We start from the raw sequence: 21,453 nt of genomic DNA, 5'->3' as shown, positions 1-21,453 counted from the left end.
GTAGTGGCGATGCCTCTCAGCGCCACTGCTGCGCAAAGAACTCCGCCACCTGGTTCTCCAGCTGCGGCTGGTAGGCCACGCGGTCAAAGCCCGGAGGATTGGCGGCGGCATCGCCCGCATCGGACGGCAGCGGCATGGACGACTGCGCCATGAAGGCGAAGTGCCCTGCCCCCGCCGCCGTGCTGGCCTGGGCCTTGGGCAGGTGGGCGGCCACATGGCCGCCGTGGTATTTGCCGGCCAGCACCGCATCGCGCTCGGCCACGATGACGCGCACCGGCACGGTGATGGCCGCCAGGCTCTCGGGCGTGAACACCACGGCCATGGGGGCCAGGGCGACCACGGCGCGGATGCGGCGGTCGGGCACCGAGACGCGCTGGCCGTCAGCCGGGGGCGCGACGCGGCCCTTGGCGTCCGGGCCACTGGCCGGCCCTTTGGCCAGGGAGCAGAAGACGGGGTCGTCCTGCACGCTGCGGCAGTGCTGGGCCGCGCGTTCGGGTTCGGCCTGTGCACCAGCCAGCGCGAGCACGGTGTAGCCACCAGCCGAATGCCCCACGGCGCCGATTCGCTCCGCCGGGATGCGGTTGCCCCATTCGGGACTGGCCAGCAGCGCGTCGAGCACCCGGCTGACCTGGCGCGGGCGCTCGCCGAAGTAGTGGCCGGAGGTGATCATGGAGCGGTCTTGCCAGTTGTCGCCGGGGTGGCGCAGGGCTGCGACCAGGTAGCCATCCCTGGCCAGCCGGGTGGCCAGGTGGTGGTGCCCCACCTCGGAGCCGCCCGTGCCGTGCGAAATCAGCACCAGCCCCTTGAGCGGTGCCTGACCCGCCGGAGCGCCCGGCGCCACCACGGGCTGCCAGGGGCCCATGGGCAGGGCGCGGGCGGTTGCTGCCGTGGGGTAGAACAGCGCGACCTGAATGGGCGTATCGCCAGGAACGGTGAGCGTGCGGTAACCCGCCGACTGCGAGTTGGCATGGCCCGCCAGGGTCAGCAAGGTGGTGGCAGCCAGGGTGCGGAGCAGTGTGGTGTACATGGGCAGTCCTTCGTTCACGGGCGCCGCGCAAGTTGCGGCATGCAGTCACGGTAGGGCAGCGCATCGTGGCACTCCAGGGCCATGCGACGGAGCGCGGCGCAAGCGCCGCCAAATGCCGGCCGGCGGTGCGAACCGCGCCCGCTGGCAGGACCAGCGCCCGCGCGGCCGCTGCGACGCGACACCTGGCTCGGCGTGGGGAAATTCATGCGCGGCCCGGCCTGGCTTCCTACACTTGGCGGCATACCATAGGCCCATTGCGCACCAGCCCACCATGAACCCACCGTCTGCCCGCAACCACATTTCCGACGACCAGAAGACGGAGAGCCGGGTGATGGCCGGGTTTGCAGCCGTATCGTTCGTGTTCAGCGTGTGGCTGTGCACCCAGGCGCTTCCCCAGGCGTGGAACGGCCGGCCCGCAGCGTGGCTGGTGCTGGTGTTCCCGCTGGTCACCCTGGGCCTGCTGCGCGCGCTCTGGCTGCGCCGGCGCAGGCGTTTGCGCTATGGCGATGCACGCCTGGTGCTCACGCCGTTCCCGCCGCGGCTGGGATCGCAATTCACGGCCCATGTGGACCTGAAAATCCCTTTTCGCAGCGGCCTGCGCTACAGCGCCCACCTGCAGTGCCGGCGCCGGCACGACACGCGCATCGGTGATGATCGCCACTACTCGGAAAGCGTGGAGTGGAGCACCAGCGCACGCGCCCAGGTGCAGGCACGGGGCGAAGGGGTGCGGCTGCAGTGGCAGTTGCAAGCGCCCGCCGGGTTGCCGGTCTCAGATGGATCCAGCGCCGATGGCGGGCAAGCCACAGGCCAGCCCGTGTACTGGAGGCTCGAGGTCCGCGATGACACCGACGCCCAGGGATACCAGGCCCACTTCGGGCTGGACATGCAGGCCGCCGCCGCGCAGCAGGGTGACGACGGGGCGCCAGTCGACGAGGGCGGTGACCTGGCGCAGGCGGCTGCAGCGCTGGGCGGTGTCTGCACCGTGAGCCCCGGGCCAGGCGGCGGAGCCCTGTTGGAGCAGCCTGCGGGCCGCACGTGGCGCGCGCAGCGCATCTTCATCCTCACGGGGCTGCTGGTCGGCGTGCCGCTGTTCCTCACCGTGGCGATGGCGGCAGCGCCCGTGCTGCGCGCGGGCGCGAGCCTGGTGGTCGCATTGCTGGTGGCCTGGGCCCTTTTCGCGGTGGGCAACCGGCGCATCAGCTATTTGCACGCGCAGCAGGGCATTCGCATGGAGCGGAGATTGCTCGGCCTGCGCACTTCGTTCGTGCAGCGCCCTGCGCAGGAGGTGCAGCAGCTCTCGATCCGCCTGGCCTATACCCAGAGCCTGGGCAATGGCCCGCGTGAAGAGGTCTATACGCTGTGCGCCCAACTGCAGGGCGGACGCACGGTAACCCTGGCCGACAGCCTCAGCGGCAAGCCGGCCGCGCAGCAGGCGCTGCGCGAGGTGGCCCGGCTCAGCGGGTTTTCGGCAGCCCCGGTCTGAGCAGGGTGCGAGGTGGCCGCGCTCAGTCTGCGCGGATATCCGCCCTGGCCGCCACAGCCCGCATGGCCGGCAATTCACGCTCGATGCGCGCACGCAGGCCGTCGCCATTGGACCAGGAGGGCGTGAGGCCGATATCCACCAGCTTCTTCTTGAACTCGGCAGAGGCCATGGTGTCGGCCAGGGCCTTCTCCAGTTTGGCCTGCACGGGCGCGGGCAGGCCGGCCGGGCCGACGAAAGCGAACCACGAACCCATGTCGAAGCCCGGGTAACCGCTTTCTGCCACGGTGGGCAAATTGGGCAACAGGGCCAGGCGCTGTGCGCCCAGGGCGACGATGGGCTTGATCTTGCCGGCCTTGATGAGCGGGGTGGATGCCACCACCGTATCGACCGCGAACTGCACCTGCCCGCCCATCAGCGCGGTGAGGTTGGGCGCGCTGCCGTTGAAGGGCACGTGCAGCATCTTCGCCCCGGTGGTGGACTTGAGCACCTCGCCGCCGAAGTGCACCGACGAGCCGGTGCCGTAGGAGCCATACGAGAACTTCTCGGGCGCGGCCCGGGTCTGGGCGATCACGTCCTTGAGCGTGCTGCCGGGCGTGTCGTTGTGGGCCACCAGCAGCAGGCCCATGTCGGCCACCAGGCCCAGTTGCGTGAAGCTGCGCACGGGGTCGTACGGCAGGTTGCTGCGGATGGCGGGGTTCAGCGTGAAGGTGGTGTTGGCGCCCAGCAGCAGCGTGTAGCCATCGGCCGGGGCCTTGGCCACGATGGAAGCCCCCACCACGGTGCCGGCGCCGGCCCGGTTCTCCACCACCATGGGCTGGCCCAGGCGCTCGCCCATGGCCGTGGCCAGCAGGCGCCCCAGGATGTCGGTGGCGCCGCCGGGTGCAAAGGGCACGATGAGCTTGATGGCACGATCAGGGTAGCCCTGCTGGGCCAATGCTACGGCGGGCACCGCCAGCACGGCTGCACCGGCCACAAGACACGACAGAAAACGGGAACGCGACAGGGGCATGGGGAACATCTCCAGGAGCAACAGGACGAAGGGATGGGGGGCGAGGAACGACGGCAACCGATCACCGCAGCAGCGGACTGTGCACGCGCGAGTAACCACTGGCCAGGTCATACGCATGGCCGATCTGCAGCACCGCCGCGTCGGTCTGCGCGGGGCCGATGATCTGCAGGCCGGCCGGCAGGCCCTCGGGGCCGAAGCCTGCGGGTGCCGCCAGCGCGGGCAGGCCGGCCATGGTGGCAGGCACCACGGTCTCCATCCAGCGGTGGTAGGTGTCCATGCGGCGCCCGGCCACTTCGTGCGGCCAGTCCAGGCTGGCGTCGAAGGGGAACACCTGGGCGGCAGGCAGCACCAGAAAGTCGAAGCGCGTGAACAGCCCGCGCAGCACCTGGTACCAGGCCGTGCGCACGCGCGCTGCGTCATAGACCTGCATGGCGGTGAGCGCCAGGCCGCGCTGTATCTCCCACACCGCCTCGGGCTTGAGCTGGGCGCGCTTGGGCGCATCGTGGTACAGGGCCGCATTGGCACCCGCCACGCTGAAGCTGCGCAGGTCGAGCCAGGCATTCCACAGCTGCGCAAGGTCGAAGTCGACCACGGCCTTCTCCACCGTGCAGCCCACGGTGCGGAAATGGCCCAGCGCCTTCTCGCAAGTGGAGTACAGCCCGGCATCGGTGGGCAGGTAGCCGCCCAGGTCGCCCAGCCAGCCGATGCGCGTGCCCTTGAAGTCGCGCTCCAGCGGCTGGCCGAAGGCGGCCACGTCGTCGCTGCGGCGCGTGAGCGGCAGGCGCTCGTCAAAACCGGCCTGCACCGACAGCAGCAGCGCCAAGTCGGGGATGTTGCGCGCCATGGGCCCGGTCACGCTGAACTGCTGGAAGAACACTTCTTCCGACGGCCCGTGCGGCACCAGGCCCGGCGAGGTGCGCAGACCATACACATTGTTGAACGCGGCCGGCGTGCGCAGCGAACCCATCATGTCCGAACCATCGGCCACGGGCAGCATGTGCAGGGCCACGGCCACCCCTGCCCCGCCGCTGCTGCCGCCGGCCGAACGCGCCGGGTCGAAGGCATTGCGCGTGGTGCCGTACACCGGGTTGTAGGTGTGCCCGCCCAGGCCGAACTCGGGCGAATTGGTGCGGCCGATGAACAGCGCACCGCTGGCGCGCATGCGCTCGAACACCACGGCATCGGTGGTGGTGACCTGGCCGGCGAAGAGGGGGGAGCCGCGCGTGGTGACCATGCCGGCCGCGGGCGCGATGTCCTTGGGCGCCTGGGGCATGCCGTGCAGCGGGCCCAGGCTCTGGCCACGCGCCAGCTGCGCGTCGCGCTCGGCCGCCAGATCGTGCAGCACATTGCGGTCGGCCAGGGCCACCAGGGCGTTGACCACGGGGTTCAGGCGGTCCACCTGGGCCAGGTAGGCGTCGAGCACCTGCACGCACGAGACCTCGCGCGCATGGATGGCGCGCGACAGGCCCACGGCCGTGTGGGCGACGATGCCGCTGGGGGCGATGCCCGTGGCGGGCAGGCTGGAGAAGTCGGGCATGGGGGCGGCGGCGTTCGAACAAGTCATTTCGATGTCAGCATAGGCAGGCTGCTGCTTTTCTGCAATCGCCGATTTCTGAGGTTACCCTTGCGTTTTACGCAAACCACATGAGGTCACCCATGCTCTCCAGCCGCCTGCAGGACACGGCCCTGCGCTACTTTCTGGAGGTGGTGCGCAGCGGCTCGGTGAGCGAGGCGGCCACGCGGCTCAATGTGTCGCCCTCGGCCGTGAGCCGGCAGGTGGCAGCGCTGGAAGACCTGCTGGGCGTGCCCCTGTTCGACCGGCGCCCGCGCGGCATGGCACCCAGCGCGGCCGGCGAGATGCTGGCCGCCCATGCGCGGCGCGGCGCGCTGGAGGCCGACCGCGTGGTGGCCGACATCAAGGCGCTGCAGGGCCTGCACACCGGGCTGGTGCGGCTGTGCAGCTCGGCCGGCTTTGCCATCGAGTTTTTGCCGCGCGTGATGGCGCAGTTCCGCACGCAGTACCCGGGCATCCAGTTCCACGTGCGCGTGGCCAGCCCGGCGGCGGTGACCACGGCGGTGCTGCACGGCGACGCGGACATCGGCCTGACCTACAGCCGCGCGGCCGAGCGCGACATCAGCGTGCAGCACCGCGAGGCCTCGCCGGTCATCGCCATCATGCGACCCGACCACCCACTCGCGCGCTTCAAATCGATCACCCTGGCGCAGATGCACCCCCACCCCATCGCCCTGCCCGAGCGCGACAACACCGTGCGCCAGCTGTTCGACATCGGCTGCAGCCAGCGCGGCCTGGTGTTCGAGCCGGTGCTGGTGTGCAACCACTTCGAGACGCTGACCCACTTCGTGCTGCACGGCGGTGGACTGTCGATATCGGGCGAGGTGACGGTGCGCGATCGCGTGCGCCGCGGCGAGCTGCACGCCGCGCAGATCCGCGAGCGCGGCATGGGCGCCCGCGCGGTGGAGGTGCAGACGCTGGGCGGGCGCAGCCTGCCAGCGGGGGTGCGCATGTTCCTCGAATTCCTGCGCGGGCAGTTGGTGGCGGGCCAGGCGGGCTGAAGACACCTACGGGACCGGGGTGTCCTTGCTTTTGCGCTTGCATGCGCCGCAGGCACGCTCCAGCCAGCCAGTGAATTTTCTTCCCAGCTGAAAAGCCAGCAAGAACGCGACAATGACGACTCCGACGAACAGTACATCGTGAACGGCGTGATGCACCATCAGATCAACGGCTTGAGAAGCACGTACAAATTGAGTCCCGGGATGTAGTTGTCAATCTGGGCATAGCCCCGGTATCCGGCGCGTTCATACATCAGCGCCGTCCTTGGCGACAGGGATTCAATGAGGCATTCGTTGCACCCAACACCTCTGGCGGCACCCTCGATGCCGGCCAGCAGCCTGTGGCCCAGGCCTTTGCGCCGGTGCGCTGCATCCACCCAGAGGTATTCCACATACAGCCGGTCCAGTTCGATCCGGCCTGCTGCGCCTCCGATCAGATGGCCGTTGTCGCGCGCCAGGCAGGCCAGGGGTTGGGGGTGCCCTGCTCCGACCGATGCACGGTCGTGGGCGATGACTGCTTTGGACAGGTGTTGAAGCTCCCGGGCTTCAGGTGCAAAAGATGTTTCCAACTCGTTCATAAGTCACACAGGCAATTCTTCAGCCGACGTATTGCTTTCCTTGGGTCCTGCGCACCGACCCGCCTGGCCACGCATGGGCCGCAAGTTGCCTGTTTGCAAAAGGGCGCAGGCGCCTGCCTGATCAGGCGCAACGTGCCGTGCGTGTCGCGGACCTCAGTTCCGAGACGGCGACAGACGACGACAGAAGCGGGGTGATCTGCACGGCTGCGCCATCTACCGCCTGCAGCCCCGGCACAGCCAGGCTGCCCGCACCGCCCTGCCCCCGGTGCAGGCGCTGCTCCATGCGGGTGAGCAGGTGGCCCAGCAGGCTGCGGTACACGGCATCCCCGGTTATGGCGTCCTCCACCCCGGTATCCAGGTTGGGGTTGTCGTTGATCTCGATCACATGGGCGCCGCTGGCATTGCACTTGAGGTCCACGCCGTAAAAGCCGTCGCCGACCAGGCGTGCCGCGCTGGTGGCGGCCGCCAGCACATGGGGCGGCACCTCGGGCAGGGGCACGGCCTGGGTGCGGCCCTCTGTGTACTGGCCGTTGTCGCCGTGCTGCAGGATCTGCCAGTGCCCGTCGCACATGAAGTACTTGGCGGCAAACAGCGGCTGGCCCGCGAGGATGCCGATGCGCCAGTCGAAATCGGTGTACATGTACTCCTGCACCAGGATGATTTCCGACTCCTTGAGCATCTCGCGCGCGATCTCCTGCAGTTGCGCAAAGTGGTCGGCCTTTTTCACGCTGCGGCTGAACGAGCCGTCGGGCACTTTCACCACCACCGGGTAGGCCAGCCCATGCTGGAAGTCCGCCAGTGTGCGGCGACTGAGCATGTGCGTGCGCGGTGTGGCAATGCCGTGGCCGCGCAGCAATTCGGCCAGATAGGCCTTGTTGGTGCAGCGCAGGATCGAGACCGGGTCGTCGATGACGGGCATGCCCTCGGCCACCGCCCGCTTGGCGAACTGGAAGGTGTGGTGGTTGACGGCCGTGGTCTCGCGGATGAAGAGGGCATCGAACTGCGGCAGGCGCGAGAAATCCTTCTTCTCGATCAGCTCGGTCACAATGCCCATGCTGTCCCCCACGGCGATCAGTTTGCACAGCGTGGCGGCGCTCGACGGCGGCAGCGGGTCGGCGGGGTCGTGCAGGATGGCCAGGTCCATGCGCGGCGCGGCCACGGCCGCCACGGGGCGCCAGCTGCGCCGCGTGAAGTGGCCCAGCGCCTCGGTGAAGACCTCGTCGCGGTGCGTGTCCACGTCGCGCGGGTCCAGGGCCTGCAGGGCTGCCACATGCCAGCCCTGCGGGGCATCGCAGCGCTCGACCACGATCTCCAGCAGCGGGCAGCCAAACAGCTCAAAGCCCTTGCGTGCCAGCGCAGCAAACTCGGCATCTTCCGTTCGCCCGAAGAACACCTGCAGCGTGAGGGTACTGACCGAGCGCGGTATGCCGGACAAGGGGCCGACCAGCCGGTCGAGCACGGCGATGGAAGCCGCCCGCGCCTTGCCGCGCGCCAGGCCCAGGATGGCCTCCACGCCCGGCGTCACCCGGTCGCCGCGCGCCTCGGCCAGCAGCGAACAGTAGTAGCCGATGCCCAGGTAGCTGTAGCTGCGGCACAGGTTGGTGACCTTGCGCACGCGGCTGCGCGCCAGGGGGCCTTCGGCAATGAACTCCTCGGCGGTGACGATCTTCACGCCAGGGTCGCTCCAGCGGAAGTCGGAGCGCTTTTCGACCACGATCACATGTTCTGAGGACACGGGGGAACTTCTTTCTTGCTTGCAATGATGACAGCCGCCGTCTGGCGGCGGCGCCCGTAGCGGGCGATCTTTCTGAACTCGGCCAGGCTCACCGACATGCCGCCGTCGCTCTCGCCGGAGCGGGCCATGGGGTCGAGCACGCGGAACACCGCACCGTCGAAGCCGACGATGGCCACCCAGTGCGGCGCCTTCTCGCGGTGCAGCCGCCACAAGCTGATCAGCACGATGGGCACGTGGCCCAGGCGCAATTGCTCGATCACCCCCTCGGCAGACACCGGTAGCGCAAAGATGGGCACGCCGCGCGCCACCAGCTCGGCCTGGAAGTCGTCTTCCACGCGCTGGATGACGCGCTTCTTGTGCGGCTCGCGCACGCTGTCCATGAACAGCGAGGAGCCTGCGGCGGCATACACCGACACCTCGAAGCCGCGGTGCAGCGCGGCGCACGCCAGGCCGAACGGACCGCAGCCACCATGCCCGGCCGCCATGAACACTGTGGTGGCTTCGCGCCACAGCCGTATCTCGGCAGCCTGGTCCATCACGGTGGTGGAATCGAGCGCCGACATGGCGATCAGCAACGCGCAGGGGCCGCAGGTGAAGTCCAGCGTCTGCCCGTAGTGGCGCGCGCTGCGGAGCACCGGGTGCGCGCCCTGGCCCTTGTCGTCGAACAGGTCCTTCTGGAAACAGAGGGCATCCATGCCGTCTTCGTAGTAGGCGCTTTTGCGCCCCGACGGCACGAAGCCGAAGCGCCGGAACAGGCGGTGGGCACCGGCATTGTCGGCCCGGCTCTCCAGTCGCAGCAGCGCACAGCCCGCGCGGCGTGCATGGGCCAGGGCCTCGGTGACCAAGGCGCTGGCCAGCCCACTGTTGCGCGCCTGCGGTGCGACGGCCAGCGAGTACAAGCGCGCGACGAAGGTGCCCCGACGCAGCAGCACCACGCAGGCACCGGGCAAGACCCTGCCGCCGCCGTCGCGGGCCACCAGGACCCGCGCCGACGGGCTGCGCAGCAGGCGCCGCCAGCTGGCCAGGGCAATGCGGTCGCCGGTGAACGCAGCACGCTCCAGGGCATCGAGTGCAGGCGCATCCTCCAGCGTGCCCAGACCAATGGGGCCGCTGGAATGTGCCGGGGGCAGCGCCTTCAATGCACGCATGGGGTGCCAGTGCTGGTGCCTGCGCCGGTCAGCCGCGCAATGCGACCGAACTCGGCCTGTGGCATTCCCGCCATGAGCAGCCCCATGCAGGTGGCCAGCTCGCTGCGGCGCAGGTGGATGTGGGCGCAGATGCCATGGTGCGCAGCATCCATCCCGATGCGGTAGCAGGCCAGCCGGGGGCCCAGGATGCGGTGCAGGGCGCGCCGCACGGCAGGCACGTCGGCGCTGGACAACCGCAGTGGAAGGACCACGATTTCATCGGGACTGCCTTGGGCCGCAGCGCCGAGCGCCACGCGGTGGAGCGAAACCAGGGAAGGGCTGGGGTGCAGCATGCGGGGGCCTGCGCCAGGGAGCCAGGCGGCTTCGGATCTGGCGGCAGGCAGTGGGTTGGACATGCATTGCAGTCTAGGCAGCACGGTATAAATTCGTTGTAAAGAAACGCGCTGCGGCCGTCAAATCGCCGTGAAGAATCCACTGCGGGACAATGCAGCACCCGACAAGAACAACGGCCCCTCTCCACCATGAAAACCGAGCAGATCGAACCCTTCTTCGCCGCCCTCAAGGCCGCCAACCCCATGCCCAACACGGAGCTGGAGTACACCACCCCGTTCGAGCTGCTGGCCGCCGTGCTGCTCTCGGCCCAGGCCACCGATGTGGGCGTGAACAAGGCCACGCGCAAGCTGTTTCCGGTGGCGGGCACGCCGCAGGCCATCCTGGACCTGGGGCTCGAAGGGCTGGAGGGCTACATCAAGACCATCGGCCTGTACCGCACGAAGGCGAAGAACCTGATGGCTACCTGCCGCATCCTGGTGGAGCAGCATGGCAGCGTGGTGCCGCGCACGCGCGAGGAACTGGAGGCCCTGCCCGGCGTGGGCCGCAAGACGGCTAACGTGGTCCTCAACGTGGCCTTCGGCCAGCCCACGATGGCGGTGGATACGCACATCTTTCGCGTGGGCAACCGCACGGGGCTGGCGCCGGGCAAGAACCCGTTGGCGGTGGAGTTGCAGTTGGTGAAGCGGGTGCCGGATGCGTATGCGGTGGATTCGCACCACTGGCTGATTTTGCTGGGGCGGTATGTGTGCGTGGCGCGCAAGCCGCGGTGTTGGGAGTGTGTGGTGCCGCGGTATTGCGACTTTGAGCCGAAGACGGCGGCGCCTTGAGCCTTGAGCCTTGTTGGCGGTGGTTGGGCCATGCCTTGATTGAGGGCGGGGGCCGGGGTGTGCGCCCGGCGGCGCACCTACTGTTCTTTTGCTTCGCCAAAAGAAAGTAGGCAAAGAAAAGGCGACCCCACTGCCCGTGTCCCCCTCGCCGGGGGCGAGGGGGCAGCCTGCGATGCTCGGTCCTGGGATGACGCCGAAGAACTCCCTGCGCTCCCTCTTCGAGGGAGCTCCGGTCAAACAGCTTCGGCGAGCCAGATGACGAGGCGCGTGTCCTTCGGCACGCGCTCACCCCAGGCCCTGCGCTTCTCGGCACGGTCAGAAGGGGGTGGGATCGGGCTCCACTCGGGCCTTTACTTCGCTCGGCCCCGTGGCCCTTCGCTGCGCTCGGCTCGCCTGAGCGACTGCGCCCAAATCGTGGGCAGCGCGCAGCGCGAACCGACCCCAGGCGTAGCTGCGAAAGCAGCAGCCGTCTTTGCCCCCCGCTCCCCACCCCTTCTGGCTGCGCCGAGAAGCGCAGGGCCTGGGGTGGGTGCGTGTGCCGAAGGACACACGCACTTCGTCCTCTAGCTTGCCGATGCTGTTTGAGCGGAGTTCGAAGAACGCAGCGAGTTCATCGGCACCACCCCAGGCCCGAGCATCGCAGGTTGCCCGCAGCGAAGCGGAGGGACGCAGACTGGGGGTCGTCTTCTCTTTGGTGACTTTCTCTTGACGACTCAAGAGAAAGTTACTGCGCCGCCGGGCGCACACCCCGGCCTCCGCCCTCAATACAAGCACGCACCATCCAAGCGAAGCGACACAACAGAATCAAGGCCTCAACAAAGCAGCAAACTCCAACGCCGCCCGACTCCTCGAAGCCCCCTTGCGCCACAAAATCCCCGCATGCCGCACCATCCCCGGCGAATGCAGATTGATAGCATGCAGGTCTGAAGCCTGCAAGGCAGCCCGCTCCGGCGCAATGCTCGCCAGATCCCCCCAACGGCACACATCGAGCAAGCCCTCAACCGACTCCATCTCCACCCGAACCAAAGGCACCACCCCGGCAGCCCGCAGGCTCTCATCAATCAGGCGCCGCGTCGTGAACGCCCGCGGCAACATGGCCAGCGGTACGCCCGCAAGGTCCTTCAGCGCCAGGGTACGTCGCCGCGCCAACGGGTGGGCCCGGTTCACCACCAGCTGCAGCCGCTCCTCGAACAAAGGCTCCGTCTCGATCTCCTCGCGCTCGGTGGGATAAAAGGCGATGCCCACATCAAGCTGCCCCTGCACCAGTTGCTCCTCGATGGGCCCGGCACGCAGGTCACGCACGACCACGTTCACGCGCGGATAGGCGCTGCTGAAGGCCGCCACCGCCGCCGGCACCAGGGTGTGCAAGAAGGTCGGGATCACGCCCACCGTGAGCGAGCCCGACTGCAGCGCCCCCATGTCGGCCAGGGCCATGCGGCCGGCCTCGATCTCCTGCAGCGCGCGCGCCGCATAGGTGCGAAAGGCCACCCCTGCCTGCGACAGCTTGAGCCCCCGGCCCAGCCGGTCGAACAGCGCCACGCCCAATTCCTGCTCCAGTTGGCGCAGGCCGTGCGACAGCGTGGACTGCGTGACGAACAGGTTCTGCGCCGACTGCGTCAGGTGCTCGGTGCGCGCGATGTCGAGGAAATAGCGAAGCTGGCGGATTTCCATGGGGCAGTCCCTTCAGTTGGCAGCCTTTAATCCATCGATGATATCGAACGATGCATTGCAAATGAATCATTGGATTTGCAGGCGAGCAGAAACTAACCTTCGCCTTGAACCGTTTCCTGCTTATCGACCGAAGGCCTCCCCCATGAACAACCCCGGTGGTTTCACCGTCGAGCGCATCGAAGCGCGCATCCTGGACATCCCCACCATCCGCCCGCACAAGCTCTCGTTCGGCTCCATCAGCCGGCAGAGCCCGGTCATCGTGCAGCTGTGGCTGGCCGACGGCGCCTGCGGCTTCGGCGAGGCGGCGACCATCGGCGGCCCCTCGTGGAACGAAGAGTCGCCCGAGAGCATCCACCACGCCATCACCCAGTACCTGGCCCCTGCCTTGCTGGGCCAGGGTGCGGGCGGCTTCGAGGCGGCGCTGGCGCGCATGGACAAGGCCTGCAAGGGCAATGCCTTTGCCAAGAGCGCCGTCGAAATGGCACTCATCGACGCCGTGGCTCGCACCCTGGGCCTGCCGGCCTGGCAACTGCTGGGCGGCAAGGTGCACGCGAGCCTGCCCTTGGCCTGGACCCTGGCCAGCGGCCATGTGGAGCGCGACCTGGAAGAAGCCCAACTGCGCCTGGAGCAGCGCCGCCACCACATCTTCAAGATGAAGATCGGCGCCAACGCCCCGGCCGACGACGTGGCCCATGTCACGCAGATCGCACGCGGCCTGCAAGGCCGCGCCACGCTGACCGTGGACGTGAACCAGGCCTGGGACGGCAACACCGCGCGCCGCTACCTGCCGCAGCTGGTGGAAGCCGGCGTGACGCTGATCGAGCAGCCCGTGGCGCACTGGAATATCGAGGCCCTCAAGGGCCTGACCGCAGCGCTGGGCGGCGGCGCCCTGATCATGGCCGACGAGACCGTGTGTACCCCGCAGGACGCGATGGCCCTGGCGCGCGGCCAGGCCTGCCATGTGTTCTCGCTCAAGGTGGCCAAGCACGGCGGCCTGCTGCGCACGCGCAAGGTGGCAGCGGTGGCCGAGGCGGCGGACATCGGCTGGTACGGCGGCACCATGCTCGAGACCTCGCTGGGCAGCGCCGCGTCGGCCCACGTGTTCTGCACCCTCGGCAACCAGCACCATGGCTGCGAGCTGTTCGGCCCGCAACTGCTGGTGGACGACATCGTGGAAACCCAGATGCCGATTGCCGACTTTGCCTTGCAGCTGCCCGACGGCCCGGGCTTTGGCGTGGAAGTCTCGCTCGCACAGCTCGACCGCTTCGACCGCGCCCGCCAAGGCAAGGTGCCCATCCAGATCGACCTGGGCCGCCAGGCCGCCACCGTTTAGGCAATCACTCAATCAAGCAAGGAGACCCCCACATGCTGTTCCTCGTCCGCATGGATGTGCACATCCCCCACGACCTGCCCGCCGAGCAGGCCAACGACATCAAGGCCCGCGAAAAGGCCTATTCGCAGGAGCTGCAGCGCGACGGCCGCTGGCCTCACATCTGGCGTGTGGTGGGTGAGTACGCCAACTACAGCGTCTTCGACGTGGCCTCCAATGACGAGCTGCACCAGTTGCTGCAAGGGCTGCCGCTGTTCCCGTTCATGAAGATCTCGGTGACGCCGCTGGCACGGCATCCCTCGGCCCTCTGACATCCCCACACACAGACAAGACCCGGAGACAAGAAATGATGATGATGATGATGAAACGACAACAGCTGCTCGGCCTGCTCACCGCCACCCTGGCACTGGCCGCATGGCCCGCCGCGCAGGCACAGGCACCGGCCGCCAACTGGCCGAACAAGCCCATCCGCTGGGTCGTGCCCTTCCCGCCTGGCGGCGCCATGGATGCGATTGCACGCACGCTGGGCGAGAAGGCCGGCCAGGCGCTGGGCCAGCCCTTCGTGATCGAGAACAAGGCCGGCGCGGGCGGCAACATCGGCGCCGACTTTGTTGCCAAGCAGCCGGCCGACGGCTACACGCTGATGATCACCTCCATCGGCATGGCCACCAACAAGCCGCTGTACGGCAAGCTGTCGTACGACCCCCTCAAGGACTTCGCGCCCGTGAGCCTGCTGGCCGTGGTGCCCAACGTGCTGGTGACCAATGCCACCCAGCCCGAGGTGAAGACCGCCACCGACGTGATCGCCGCTGCGCGCAAGGCGCCGGGCAAGCTCACCTATGGCTCGGCCGGCAACGGCACCTCCATCCACCTGGCGGGCGAGGTGTTCAACTCGCTGGCGCAGATCGACATGCTGCACATCCCCTACAAGGGCAGCGGCCCGGCCGTGGCCGACCTGCTGGGCGGGCAGATCAACTACATGTTTGACAGCATTACTTCCGCGCGGCCGCACATCCAGTCGGGCAAGCTGCGCGCCCTGGGCGTCACCACGGCCAAGCGCTCGGCCACCCTGCCCAACGTACCCACCCTGGCCGAAGCCGGCCTGCCGGGCTACGAGGTCTCGCCCTGGTTCGCGGTGTTCATGCCTGCGGGCACGCCCGCGCCCATCGTCAACAAGCTCAACGCCGCCCTGCGCGATGCCATGAAGCAGCCCGACGTGGTGGCCCGCTTCGAGACCATCGGCGCCGAGCCCGTGGGCTCCACGCCCGCTGAACTGGCCAAGCACCTGGCGCGCGAGTCCGAGCGCTGGGCCCAACTGATCGCGGAGCGCCACATCAAGCTCGACTGAACCACTGATCCATTCCTTCCCACGAACACCCCGCAGAGGAGACAAGAACATGGCAGAACTCACCCAGGCCCAGTTGCTCGCACTGGTCAACACCAAGAAGATCGCCCCTGGCAACCCGCGCGTGCGCCAGCTCACCGAGCGCATCGTCACCGACCTGTTCAAGACCATCGACGAGCTCGACGTGACCCCCGACGAATTCTGGGCCGCCACCGCCTGGCTCACGCGCCTGGGTGCCGCGGGCCAGACGGGCCTGATCACGGCTGGCCTGGGCTTCGACCGCCTGCTCGACATCCGAGCCGACGAGGCGGACCAGAAGGCCGGCCGCGAGGGTGGCACACCACGCGCTATCGAGGGGCCGCTGTTTGTGGCTGGAGCCCCCGCCTCCCAAGTGGAAGTACGCGTGGACGAAGGCGAGCCCAAGGGCGAGGTCTTCATCATGGAAGGCCAGGTGCTGGACCTCGAAGGCCAGCCCGTGCCCCATGCGATGGTGGACGTGTGGCATGCCAACGAGAAAGGCGGCTACTCGCACTTCTTCCCAGGCATGCAGCCCTACGAGCTGCGCCGGCGCATCGAGACGGATGCCCAGGGCTTCTACCGCTTTCGCAGCTTCCTGCCGCCGGGCTACGCGATTCCGCCGACCGGCCCGGTGGCCGAGCTGTTCGCCGCCCTGGGCCGCCATGGCCAGCGCCCCGCGCATATCCACTTTTTGGTGGCAGCGCCCGGCATGCGCACGCTGACCACGCAGGTGAACATTCCCGGTGACAGCTACATCGATGACGACTTTGCCTTTGCCACGCGCGACGGGCTGATCGTGGAGCTGGAGCGCAATGTGGCGCCGGCAGGTTATGAATCGCTGGGTATCACCGCGCCGTTCACGCGTTCGGTGTTCAACTTCGTGCTGCCCAAGGCCGCCAGCGAGGACGAGGCCTTGCCGCTGACGCGCATGGAGCGGGTGGCAACACCGGGCTGATCCCCACCGGCGCCGCACAAAGCTGCCCCTGAGAGAGGGCGGCTTTTTGCGTTGTGGCGCCTTGGCCTGCCCGCACTGCGGGAGAAACCCCGTGGTGCTAGCCGGCGCCATGGCGCACGATACTCGCACCATCCCCCGGCGCAGTCTGGCTGCAGGGTGGAATGCTGGAGACCCCACTTGGCCAATCCCCTCTCGCTGCTGCGCTTCAACGCCGACACTGGCCACATCTGGCTCGACGAGCAGCGCATGCTGCTGCTGCATGCCCGTGCGCTCGCGGCATTGCGCAAGGAGCTGTTCGACTCCCTGGGTGTGGAGCGCGCGCGTGGCCTGCTGATACGCATGGGATTTGCCTCGGGCCAGCGCGATGGCGAGCTGGCCGTCAAGCAGCGGCGCGCCGGCCTCAAGACGCACGATGCCTTCCTGCTCGGCCCACAACTGCACTCCATCGAAGGGGTGGTGTCGGTGGAGATGGTGCAGCTCGACATCAACCTCGCGCAGGGCCACTTCTACGGCGAATTTCTGTGGACCAACTCCTGGGAGGACGAGGTCAACATCAGCGACTTCGGCTTTGGCGACGACCCCGCCTGCTGGACGCAGATCGGCTACGCCTCTGGCTACACCAGCACCTTCATGGGCCAGCTCGTGGTCTACAAGGAGGTGGAGTGCCGCAGCCAGGGCGATGCGCTGTGCCGCATTGTCGGCCAGGTGGCAGAGCGCTGGAACGACGATGCCTACGTGGCCTACTTCCAGCCCCAGCCTTTTGCCGCGCAGCTGATCGACTACCAGATCGGCCTGGACCAGTTGCGCAGCGTGCAGGCGCGCCGGCGCTTCGACAGCAAGCTGGTGGGCGTGTCGCCGGGTTTTCGCGAGGCCTTCGAGCTGCTCAGCCGTGCGGCCGACAATGCCATCACCGTGCTGCTGCTGGGCGAAACCGGCGTGGGCAAGGAGGTCTTTGCGCGCTGGCTGCACGAGAACGGGCCACGCGCCAAGGGCCCGTTCATCGCCGTGAACTGTGCGGCCATACCGCATGAGCTGATTGAGGCCGAACTCTTCGGCGTGGAAAAGGGCGCCTACACCGGTGCCCACCTGGCGCGGGCCGGCCGCTTCGAGCGGGCCCATGGCGGCACGCTGTTCCTCGACGAGATCGGCGACCTGCCGCTGGCCGCACAGGTGAAACTGCTGCGCGCCCTGCAGACCGGCGAGGTGGAGCGCCTGGGCGCCGAGCACAGCGTGCCGTTCGACACGCGCATCGTCGCTGCCACCAACGTGAACCTGCAACAGGCCATGCAGGCCGGGCGCTTTCGCGCCGACCTGTTCTACCGCCTCAACACCTTTCCCATCACCATACCGCCGCTGCGCGAGCGCACGGCCGACATCCCGGCGCTGGTGGAGCGCTTCGTGGAGCGCTACGGCGAGCTGTACCGCAAGAAGGTGCTGGGCCTGACCGACAAGGCCATGCGCGCGGTGCTGGGCCACCCCTGGCCCGGCAACATCCGCGAGCTGGAGAATGTGATGGAACGCGCCGTGCTGCTGGCGCCCGACAAGGGCTTCATCGAGGCATCGCACCTGTCGGGCGTGGCGCCACCGGCCTCGGGCGGGCAACTCGACGGGCGCGGCGCGGTGACCCGTGCGCAGACCGACGCCATCGACGGCATCTGCGCCGAGGTACTGGACCGCAACGTCGACCTGGCCCGGCTGGAGCAGCGCCTGCTGCAGACCGCGCTGCAGCGCGCGGGTGGCAACCTGTCGCAAGCGGCGCGCATCCTGGGCATCACCCGACCGCAACTGGCCTACCGGCTGAAGAAAGAAGGCGTTCCCACGGCCTGATCCGGCCCGGGGCATGGCCCTGGGCCTCACCCATCCCCTTGCAGAGCGCCCCACCGGGGCGGCCGCGCATGGACAGCCGCGGGCACGCGCGCACTTCACCATTTGATCAAGCTGCAGCGCAGCAATTGACGATTTCAGGCTTCAGGAAAACCCTTGCGCCAGGGTACCTGGGCAGGCGCATCCCATGCAAATCAAGGGCTTGCGTGCGCTGGCACAGCGATTGCCCTTGTTACACCGTCCGGGCCCCTGGCCCCTCTTCGATTGGTGTAGTGAACAAATGACCCAAACCCATGGCATGACCCCACCGGCATCGGCCAGCGAGATGAGCGGCCTGCCCTGCTACGTGCGGGTGACCGGCACGCTGGAGCAGCGCTTCGTCGCGTTCGAGTTTGCCATCGGCGACCCCGAACTGGCCGTGGAGCTGGTCCTGCTGTTCGACCAGTTCCACGCCTTCTGCGCGCAGCACCAGGCTATCCACCTGGATGCCGAGGAGGGCGCGCGGCTGGACTACGAGCGCCTGAAGTGGCGCTTCGGCGCGCCCGGCATCGACCACTGACACAGATCCCCACCCACAACCACAGCACCAGGAGACAACACGATGCATGTCGACATCCAGACCACCAGCGTCAAGCCGATCAGGCAGACGTTCTCATTCATTGCCCGCCGCCTGGGCGCGGACAAACCGGCGTCGCGCTACCAGGAGGCGACCATCGACATGCAGCCGGAGGTCAACTTCCACTACCGGCCGCTGTGGGAACCCGAGCGCGCGCTGTACGACAAGCGCCGCACGGCCATCGTGATGCAGGACTGGTACGCCTTCAAGGACCCGCGCCACTTCTACTACGGCGTGTACGTGATGGCCCGCGCCAAGCAGCAGGACGCGACCGACAGGCAGTACGAGTTCGTGGAAAAGCGCCAGTTGCTCACCCAGCTCGACGCGGCCACGCGCCAGCGCATCCAGTCCGCGCTGGTGCCGCTGCGCCACTACGAGTGGGGCGCCAACATGAACAACGGCTTCATCACCGCCTACGGCTGGGGCGCCGCGATCACGCAGGCCACCCAATTCGCCACCATGGACCGCCTGGGGATTGCCCAGTACCTCACGCGAGTGGGGTTGATGCTGGACACCAACGGCGAGGCCGCCCTCGACCAGGCCAAGGAGGACTGGCTGCATGCCCCCGCCTGGCAGGGCGTGCGCCGCCTGATGGAGAACCTTTTCGTCACCAAGGACTGGTTCGAGGTGTTCGTGGCGCAGAACCTGGTGTTCGACGGCCTGCTGTACCCGCTGGTCTACCGCCACCTGGAGGCGGACCTGAACCCGGGCACCGGCAACGCCCTGTCGATGCTGACCGGCTTCATGAACGACTGGTACGACGAGACCACCCGCTGGGTGGACGCCACCGTGAAGACCGCTGCCGAGGAATCGCCGGCCAACGCAGCGCAACTCACCGCGTGGATCGGCACCTGGCGCACCGAGATCCTGCGCGCCCTGGCACCGCTGGCCAGTGCCGCACTGGGCGCCGATGCGGGTGCCGCCGCACTGGCCCAGGCCGACCAGGCCCTCGCTGCGCGCATCGCCAAGCTGGGCCTGCGCGCCTGACCCCTCCCACGAAAGCCCCCCATGAGCATCACCACCACGGCCGCATCTACCGCCATGCAGGACCGCCCCAGCGTCTTCATCGCCCTGCAGACCAACGACGAGACGCGCCAGATCATCGACGCCATCCTGGCCGACAACCCGCTGGCCACCGTGGCCGAGTTCCCGGCCATGGTGAAGATCGACGCGCCCGGGCAGATCGTCATCCACCGCAGCTCGGTGCAGGACCGCATGGGCCGCGACTGGGACGTGCAGGAGCTGCACCTGAACCTGATCTCGCTGTCCGGAAACATCGACGAGACGGACGATGCCTTTCGCCTCACGCGCGGCGAGACGGCCTGACGCCCAGCCCCTGCCCTGCCCCTGCCCTGCCCCACTTCACCTTCAGGAGACACCATGAACCAGAACAACAACACCGCCAGCAGCGCCCGCCGCCTGGGCATCAAGGAAAAGTACGCGCTGATGACGCGCAGCCTGGGCTGGGACACCACCTACCAGTCCATGGACGACGTGTTCCCCTTCGACCAGTTCGAGGGCATCAAGATCCACGACTGGGACAAGTGGGAAGACCCGTTTCGACTGACCATGGACGCGTACTGGAAGTTCCAGGGCGAAAAGGAGAAGAAGCTCTACGCCATCATCGACGCCTTCGCGCAGAACAACGGGCAGTTCAACATCACCGATGCGCGCTACGTCAACACCCTGAAGCTGTTCCTGACGGGCGTGTCGCCGCTGGAGTACGCGGCGCACCGCGGCTACGCCATGGCCGGGCGCTCGCTGCGCGGCGTGGGCGCGCGCATCGCCTCGCAGATGCAGTCCATCGACGAGCTGCGCCACGCGCAGACGCAGGTGCACACCATCAGCCACTACAACAAGTACTTCAACGGGCTGCACGACTTTCACCACATGCACGACCGGCTGTGGTACCTGTCGGTGCCCAAGTCCTACTTCGACGATGCGATGACGGCGGGGCCGTTCGAGTTCATCACCGCGATCTCGTTCTCGTTCGAGTACGTGCTCACCAACCTGCTGTTCATGCCCTTCATGAGCGGCGCGGCCTACAACGGCGACATGGCCACCGTGACCTTCGGCTTCTCGGCCCAGTCGGACGAATCGCGCCACATGACGCTGGGCCTGGAGGTGGTCAAGTTCATGCTGGAGCAGGACCCGGACAACCTGCCCATCATCCAGAAGTGGGTGGACAAGTGGTTCTGGCGCGGCTACCGCCTGCTCACCCTGGTGGGGATGATGATGGACTACATGCTGCCCAAGCGCGTGATGAGCTGGGCCGAGGCGTGGGAGATGTATTTCGAGAAGAACGGCGGCGCTCTGTTCGAGGACCTGGCGCGCTACGGCGTGAAGGTGCCCAAGTACGCAGACGTGGCCAAACTGGAGAAGGAGCACATCACCCACCAGGCCTGGGGCATCTTCTACAACTACACCCAGGCCGCGGGCATCCACACCTGGATCCCCAACGACGAAGAGATGGACTGGCTGGCCGCCAAGTACCCCAACACCTTCAACCAGTACTACCGCCCCCGCCTCGAACATTTGCGCGAACAGGAGAAGGCCGGCAAGCGCTGGGTGAACAACAGCCTGCCCATGCTGTGCCAGATCTGCCAGATCCCCATGGCGTTCACCGAGATGGACAAGCCGACCAAGATCGCGGCGCGCGAATCGACCTACCACGGCATGAAGTTCCACTTCTGCTCCGACGGCTGCAAGGACGTGTTCGACGGCGAGCCCGAGAAGTTCCAGCAGGCCTGGCTGCCTGTGCACCAGATCTACCAGGGCAACTGCTTTCGCGAAGGCACTGACCCCACCCAGCCCGGCTTCGACCCGCTGGCCGAGGTGCTGGCTTGGTACCACCTCGACACCAGCGCAGATACCGGCGAATACAACACCAGCCCCGACCGCGCCAACTGGGAGCGCTGGACCGGCCGCAGCCACCTGCCCGCAGATGAGTCCCCTGCCGCGCCAGCCAAGGCGGCCTGACCCC

The 21,453-nt window shown here is 67.8% G+C and carries 20 protein-coding genes; 12 read left to right on the top strand and 8 right to left on the bottom strand.

The annotated features are described in order from the left end of the window. Positions 1-16: 16 nt before the first annotated feature. Positions 17-1,027: a hypothetical protein gene (locus U5N23_RS12955; RefSeq protein WP_322593210.1), complete on the bottom strand. Its 1,011-nt coding sequence runs from the start codon at positions 1,025-1,027 to the stop codon at positions 17-19. 271 nt (positions 1,028-1,298) lie between these two features. Between U5N23_RS12955 and U5N23_RS12950 the strand changes: the two genes are divergently transcribed. Further along, positions 1,299-2,510 (top strand): hypothetical protein, encoded by a 1,212-nt coding sequence (locus tag U5N23_RS12950; protein WP_322593209.1) that lies wholly within the window; start codon positions 1,299-1,301, stop codon positions 2,508-2,510. A 22-nt stretch (positions 2,511-2,532) separates the two neighbouring features. Here the strand turns inward: U5N23_RS12950 and U5N23_RS12945 are convergent, their stop codons facing one another. Continuing rightward, a complete protein-coding gene (locus tag U5N23_RS12945; RefSeq protein WP_322593208.1) occupies positions 2,533-3,519 on the bottom strand; it encodes a tripartite tricarboxylate transporter substrate binding protein in 987 nt (328 codons plus the stop codon). A 61-nt stretch (positions 3,520-3,580) separates the two neighbouring features. Beyond that, entirely contained in the window at positions 3,581-5,083 is a 1,503-nt protein-coding gene (locus U5N23_RS12940) for an amidase (RefSeq protein ID WP_416208602.1), read from the bottom strand. Positions 5,084-5,175: 92 nt separating this feature from the next. On the opposite strand from U5N23_RS12940, the gene U5N23_RS12935 reads away from it, so the two are divergent. After that, complete coding sequence (locus U5N23_RS12935; RefSeq protein ID WP_322593207.1) at positions 5,176-6,093, top strand: LysR family transcriptional regulator; 918 nt, start codon at positions 5,176-5,178, stop codon at positions 6,091-6,093. A 158-nt stretch (positions 6,094-6,251) separates the two neighbouring features. Here the strand turns inward: U5N23_RS12935 and U5N23_RS12930 are convergent, their stop codons facing one another. The 4 genes from U5N23_RS12930 to U5N23_RS12915 all read right to left on the bottom strand — a co-directional run bounded on the left by U5N23_RS12930 (position 6,252) and on the right by U5N23_RS12915 (position 9,883). Continuing rightward, positions 6,252-6,668, bottom strand: coding sequence for a GNAT family N-acetyltransferase (locus U5N23_RS12930; protein ID WP_322593206.1), 417 nt, complete (start codon positions 6,666-6,668; stop codon positions 6,252-6,254). 121 nt (positions 6,669-6,789) lie between these two features. Continuing rightward, positions 6,790-8,403 carry a RimK family protein gene (locus U5N23_RS12925; protein ID WP_322593205.1) on the bottom strand — a complete coding sequence of 538 codons (1,614 nt, stop codon included), beginning with the start codon at positions 8,401-8,403 and terminating at the stop codon, positions 6,790-6,792. Further along, positions 8,385-9,551 carry a GNAT family N-acetyltransferase/peptidase C39 family protein gene (locus tag U5N23_RS12920; RefSeq protein WP_322593204.1) on the bottom strand — a complete coding sequence of 389 codons (1,167 nt, stop codon included), beginning with the start codon at positions 9,549-9,551 and terminating at the stop codon, positions 8,385-8,387. The genes U5N23_RS12925 and U5N23_RS12920 overlap by 19 nt, the downstream gene beginning before the upstream one ends. Continuing rightward, positions 9,539-9,883 (bottom strand): hypothetical protein, encoded by a 345-nt coding sequence (locus U5N23_RS12915; protein WP_322593203.1) that lies wholly within the window; start codon positions 9,881-9,883, stop codon positions 9,539-9,541. Before U5N23_RS12915 ends, U5N23_RS12920 begins: the two co-directional genes overlap by 13 nt. 189 nt (positions 9,884-10,072) lie before the next feature. Between U5N23_RS12915 and nth the strand changes: the two genes are divergently transcribed. Then, positions 10,073-10,711: an endonuclease III gene (gene nth, locus U5N23_RS12910; RefSeq protein ID WP_322593202.1), complete on the top strand. Its 639-nt coding sequence runs from the start codon at positions 10,073-10,075 to the stop codon at positions 10,709-10,711. An 804-nt stretch (positions 10,712-11,515) separates the two neighbouring features. On the opposite strand, the gene cynR is transcribed toward nth, so the two are convergent. Further along, the gene (gene cynR / locus U5N23_RS12905) at positions 11,516-12,382 is read right to left on the bottom strand and encodes a transcriptional regulator CynR (protein ID WP_322593201.1); all 867 of its coding nucleotides are present in this window, start codon (positions 12,380-12,382) and stop codon (positions 11,516-11,518) included. 142 nt (positions 12,383-12,524) lie between these two features. Between cynR and U5N23_RS12900 the strand changes: the two genes are divergently transcribed. The 9 genes from U5N23_RS12900 (at position 12,525) to U5N23_RS12860 (ending at position 21,449) form a co-directional block, all read left to right on the top strand. Further along, positions 12,525-13,715 (top strand): muconate cycloisomerase family protein, encoded by a 1,191-nt coding sequence (locus U5N23_RS12900; RefSeq protein ID WP_322593200.1) that lies wholly within the window; start codon positions 12,525-12,527, stop codon positions 13,713-13,715. A 32-nt stretch (positions 13,716-13,747) separates the two neighbouring features. Beyond that, positions 13,748-14,023, top strand: coding sequence for a muconolactone Delta-isomerase (gene catC / locus U5N23_RS12895; protein ID WP_322593199.1), 276 nt, complete (start codon positions 13,748-13,750; stop codon positions 14,021-14,023). 44 nt (positions 14,024-14,067) lie between these two features. Next, the gene (locus U5N23_RS12890) at positions 14,068-15,060 is read left to right on the top strand and encodes a tripartite tricarboxylate transporter substrate binding protein (protein WP_416208606.1); all 993 of its coding nucleotides are present in this window, start codon (positions 14,068-14,070) and stop codon (positions 15,058-15,060) included. 49 nt (positions 15,061-15,109) lie between these two features. Next, the gene (locus U5N23_RS12885) at positions 15,110-16,030 is read left to right on the top strand and encodes a dioxygenase (RefSeq protein WP_322593198.1); all 921 of its coding nucleotides are present in this window, start codon (positions 15,110-15,112) and stop codon (positions 16,028-16,030) included. A 177-nt stretch (positions 16,031-16,207) separates the two neighbouring features. Beyond that, entirely contained in the window at positions 16,208-17,857 is a 1,650-nt protein-coding gene (locus U5N23_RS12880) for a sigma 54-interacting transcriptional regulator (RefSeq protein ID WP_322593197.1), read from the top strand. Between the two features lie 277 nt (positions 17,858-18,134). Continuing rightward, positions 18,135-18,413: a phenol hydroxylase subunit gene (locus U5N23_RS12875; protein WP_322593196.1), complete on the top strand. Its 279-nt coding sequence runs from the start codon at positions 18,135-18,137 to the stop codon at positions 18,411-18,413. Between the two features lie 42 nt (positions 18,414-18,455). Continuing rightward, the gene (locus tag U5N23_RS12870) at positions 18,456-19,457 is read left to right on the top strand and encodes an aromatic/alkene monooxygenase hydroxylase subunit beta (protein WP_322593195.1); all 1,002 of its coding nucleotides are present in this window, start codon (positions 18,456-18,458) and stop codon (positions 19,455-19,457) included. A 21-nt stretch (positions 19,458-19,478) separates the two neighbouring features. After that, positions 19,479-19,796, top strand: coding sequence for an MmoB/DmpM family protein (locus tag U5N23_RS12865; protein ID WP_322593194.1), 318 nt, complete (start codon positions 19,479-19,481; stop codon positions 19,794-19,796). A gap of 54 nt (positions 19,797-19,850) precedes the next feature. Beyond that, a complete protein-coding gene (locus U5N23_RS12860; RefSeq protein ID WP_322593193.1) occupies positions 19,851-21,449 on the top strand; it encodes an aromatic/alkene/methane monooxygenase hydroxylase/oxygenase subunit alpha in 1,599 nt (532 codons plus the stop codon). The last annotated feature ends 4 nt before the right edge of the window (positions 21,450-21,453 follow it).

The organism is Acidovorax sp., assembly GCF_034519795.1.
In the GTDB taxonomy this organism is placed as follows: Bacteria; Pseudomonadota; Gammaproteobacteria; order Burkholderiales; family Burkholderiaceae_C; genus Acidovorax.
Note: the sequence above shows the minus strand (reverse complement) of the source record. Positions and strands in the feature narration are given on the sequence as shown.